This is a genomic window from Dyella sp. (assembly GCF_035508675.1).
Taxonomy (GTDB): domain Bacteria; phylum Pseudomonadota; class Gammaproteobacteria; order Xanthomonadales; family Rhodanobacteraceae; genus Dyella_B.
Genome location: NZ_DATJMN010000080.1, coordinates 1 through 4,717 on the forward strand (window position 1 = coordinate 1; position 4,717 = coordinate 4,717).

Annotated in this window: 2 protein-coding genes; both read left to right on the forward strand. The window is 62.2% G+C overall.

Features of this window, described 5'->3' with window-relative positions; translation table 11 throughout:
• Positions 1–1,819, forward strand: a 1,819-nt coding sequence (locus VMA74_RS04630; RefSeq protein WP_325365278.1) for a glycoside hydrolase family 9 protein, incomplete at its 5' end; no start/stop codon positions are given.
• A gap of 301 nt (positions 1,820–2,120) precedes the next feature.
• Positions 2,121–4,418, forward strand: coding sequence for a beta-N-acetylhexosaminidase (locus VMA74_RS04635; RefSeq protein ID WP_325365280.1), 2,298 nt, complete (start codon positions 2,121–2,123; stop codon positions 4,416–4,418).
• Positions 4,419–4,717: the final 299 nt, after the last annotated feature.

The following is a 4,717-nucleotide window of genomic DNA, read 5'->3' on the forward strand; positions in this document are numbered from 1 at the left end:
AGCCGTTTTGATCACCCTTGGCATGTGTGTACTGCACGCCCAGGCGGCAGAGTCGAAGGTGCTGGTCAACCAGGTCGGTTATGACCTGGGTGCTGCCAAGGTTGCGTTGGTTTCGGCTGATGCGGCACAAGCTCTGCATGACTTCCAGATCGTCGACGTGGATACCGGCAAGCCGGTATTTTCCGGCCACGCTAAGGATGCCGGGCAGGTAGCGAAATGGGGCGATCAGCATTATTGGCGCGTTGATTTTTCCGCGCTGAAAACACCCGGCCGCTACTATGTGGAACTGAAGAGCCACGGGCCCTGTATCCGTTCCGACGAGTTCCTGATCCAGGACAACGTACTGGAGCGCAACACGCTCTCCAACGTCATCTACTACTTCAAAGGCCAGCGCGCGAGCGGCGAGATGGACAAGGCCGATCGCCATCTGCCGCATCCGGACGGCCAGCCCGGCACGCTGGACATTCACGGCGGCTGGTACGACGCGACCGGCGATTACGGCATTCACCTCTCGCACCAGAACCTCACTTCCTATTTCAACACGCAGCAATTGCCGCTGGTGGCGTGGAGCCTGCTGCGCAGCTATCAGCAGCTCGATGCGCGGCATGATCCGAACTTCAAGCAGTATTTGCGCCGCCTGCTCGACGAGGGATTGTTTGGTGCGGATTTTCTGGTGCGTGACAAGCGGCCGGATGGCTCCTTTTATCAATCGATCGATGCGCCCGGCAAAGACAAGCTGGCGCAGGACCGCCGCATCGGCGATCCGAACTGGCGCACGCAGATCAAGCGCAGCGCGGGCGATGTCGGTGCTGAGGTAGAGCAGCCGGCACACGGGCCGCACGCTTATGAAGCGAGCTTTCGCGCCGGCGGCGGCGTGGCGATAGCTGCCCTGGCGCTCGCCAGCAGCATGCCGCTCGACGGCGATTTCACCCGCCAGGAGTATCTGCGTAACGCCGAAGACGCCTACCGCTTCCTGGATGCGCACAACAAGGAATTGCTCAACGATGGCGTGGAGAACATCGTCGACGATTACTGCGCATTGCTGGCGGCAACCGAACTCTATCGCACCACGCATGACCAGACCTGGCGCCGGGCCGCCGACCATCGCGCACAAAGCCTGATGGCACGCCTGGTGACGCATGACGGACAACGGGACTACTGGCGCGCCGACGCAGGCACGCGCCCCTTCTTCCATCCGACCGATGCGGGGCTGCCCGTGGTGGCCTTGTTGGAGTACCAACTGATCGCCACACCGGCACAGCAGGCAGCTGTACGTGACGTCGTGCGTCGCTCGCTAGGCTATGAGCTGCGTGTGACCGATGCGGTCAACAACCCGTTCGGCTACGCGCGGCAGTTCGTGCGGATGGGCAACGGAACGCTGCGCACCGCCTTCTTCTTCCCCCACGATACGGAGGCCGCGCCGTGGTGGCAGGGTGAAAACGCGCGCATCGCTTCCCTGGCCGCCGCAGCACGCATGGCGGAGCCGCTGTTCACCAGCGATCCCGCGTTCCAGGCGAAGCTGGAAAACTACGCGTGGAACCAGTTGCACTGGATTCTCGGTCGCAACCCGTACGACACCAGCATGTTGATGGGTAGCGGGCAGCGCAATGCGCAGTACATGTTCTTCCGCTCCTACGAATACACCAGTGCACCGGGCGCCATCATCAACGGCATCACGGCCGGCTTGAACGACGAAGATGGCATCGCCTTCGATCTCGGCTACGCCCAGACCGGGCGCGACGACGATTGGCGCTGGACCGAACAGTGGCTGCCGCACGATGCGTGGTATTTGTATGCGGTGAGCTTGCCACATAATTGAATGGATGCTGGTCTTTCCCCAATGCTTTGAACTGAAGGTCTGTATCAACGCTATTTAGAACAGGTCGTCATTCCGGCGAACGCCGGAATCCAGTTAAATATGCTGTGCGAAGCACATAAAATCTTTATGTCGTGTGCTGCGTACGTCATTCTTCACTGGATTCCGGCATTCGCCGGAATGACGAGTGCTGGACCTCCGTGACTGAGGCATCTTTAAGTACCTAGCATTACATCCTTCCCCGATGCGCTAACGTTTATGGGTAGGAACCTTGCGCCCAACCATCGAGCCAACTGGAAAACGCATGCGATTCGCCGCCTTACTCTTTTGCCTGACCTTGTGCGGCCTGGTTGACGCCGCCCCGTTGTCGCTGATCCCGCTACCTGCGCAACTCCAGCAGGCGGCAGGCTCCTTCAACGTCGATAACGGCACGCCCATCGTCGTACCCGCGCACGACAAGGCCGCCCAGGCATCGGCGCGCTACCTGGCGGACCTTGTCGCACGCATGCGCGGTTTGCATCTGGCGATCAAGGAAGGCGAGGGCGCCACGAACCACGCCATCGTTTTCCAGCGCAACCCCAACGCATTGCATGCCGAGGGCTACACCCTCGACGTCACCCCGCAAGGCATCCGCATCCAGGCCCATGACGACGCCGGCCTGTTCTACGGCGCCGTCACCTTGTATCAACTGCTGACACCCAATGCCCACGCGGGCGCCGTGCCGGTTCCGGCGCTGCATATCAACGACTGGCCGCGCTTTGCCTGGCGTGGCGTGATGCTGGATTCCTCGCGTCACTTCCAGTCCGTTGACGACGTGAAAAAGCTGCTCGACCAGATGGCGCAGCACAAGCTCAACGTGTTCCATTGGCACCTCACCGATGACCAGGGGTGGCGCATCGAGATCAAGCGCTATCCGGAGCTGACGCGCATCGGTGCATGGCGCACGCCGCCGGACGCCGGGCACGATGGCGAGCCGCAACGCTATGGCGGCTTCTACACGCAGGACCAGATTCGTGATGTGGTGGCCTATGCGGCTGCACGTCACATCACCATCGTTCCGGAAATCGACATGCCCGGCCATGCGCAGGCGGCGGTGGCCTCGTATCCGGAAATCGGCGTCACCGGCAAGCGTCCGCCGGTATCGGTCGACTGGGGCGTCAATCCCTACCTCTACAACGTGGACGATGCCAGCTTCCAGTTCATCGATAACGTATTGGATGAAGTGCTGGCCTTGTTCCCTTCGCACTACATCCACGTCGGCGGCGACGAAGCCATCAAGGATCAATGGAAAGCGTCGCCCGCCATCCAGGCGAAGATCCGCGCACTGCACCTGAAAGACGAAGATGCGCTGCAAGGCTGGTTTATCGGCCGCGTCGGCCGCTACCTGACAGCGCATGGCCGGCGCTTGATCGGCTGGGACGAAATCCTCGATGGCGGCGTGCCGGCCGACGCCACCGTGATGTCCTGGCGCGGTACCGATGGTGCGATCAAGGCCGCCAGGCTGGGGCACGACGTGGTGATGTCGCCCTCGCCGGACCTTTATCTGGACAGCCTGCAAAGCAACCTCCCCGATGAAGCGGCTGGCCGCGATCCGGTACGCAGCCTGGAAGATGTCTACCGCTTCAGCCCGGTTCCTTCCGTGCTGACTGCAGCGAAGGCCACGCACGTGCTGGGCGTGCAGGCCAACCTATGGACCGAGCACATGCCGAGCATGCGCCATGTCGAGCATGCTGCATTCCCGCGCCTGGATGCCTTGAGCGAAGTGGCATGGTCACCCGCTTCCACGCACGACTGGCACGGTTTTCTCGCGCGTTTGCCTGCGCAGCTACAGCGCTATGCTGCGCAGCAGGTCGATAATGCCGATAGCGCCTTCGCGCCGGTCATCCAGATCGATGTCAATGCTGCGCTAAAAAGCGGCACGGCGCGGGTGACGCTTGCCAACCAGGCCGGTTACGGCGCCATCCATTACACGACGGACGGCAGTGTCCCGGACAGCCACGCGCCGCTTTACAGCAAGCCGTTCACGGTGACGTGGCCGGTCACCATCAAGGCCGTGGCCGATGCGGACGACGGCAGTGCGCTGGCGGCGGTGCGTACGCGCATGATCGATCGCGACCATCTGCTGTCGCGTGCAGGCGTGGAACTCCACAACTGCGCAGGCAGCGATTTCCGCCTGCGCCTGCAGCCCATGCCGGACGCCACCAGCATGCTGCCGGTCTATGCCGTCAACATCTTCGACGCCTGCCAGCAATATCCCGCCACCCCGCTCGATGGCGTCGCGTCGCTCCACGTGGAGGTAGCGCGCCTGGAACGCAATTACGCGCTCGCGCACGACGTCAAGCTGGTGGTGTCGCGGCCACATCGCACCCCGTATGGTGAATTCGTCGCGCATCTGGACCATTGCGACGGGCCGGTGGTGGCGACGGCGCCGTTGCCCAACCCCGCCAGCAGCGCGCGCCGCTTTTCGCTCGATGCCGCGTTGCCCGCGCAGCACGGCGAGCACAGCTTGTGCCTGGTGTTCACCGCGCCGACCGACGGACCTTTGTACGCCTTCGACCGCGTATCGCTGAAGCCGTTGGAAGTGAGCAAGAGCAAGTTATGAAGGTACCAAGGTGGCGCCTGGTCATGTACCTGGCGCCGCCCCCTATCTCCAGCTTTAAGGATGCTGTGATTAATTCAACGTAGGTCGCTACTCACGCGGCGCCTGATCACGCACGGGCCATGTCCATTAGCGTCAATCGCTGACTGTCAACACACGTAGCGCATGGATAGCCTGAGAACGACAAACACTTCTGCAGTGTAGACGTAGGTGGCCACGGTCTGCTGGTCGCGTTGCACCACGGTGAGACGGTTGAGGTGGTCGTAGCCGAAGCCTAGCGTGCCGGCGGCTTGGGTGCTGGC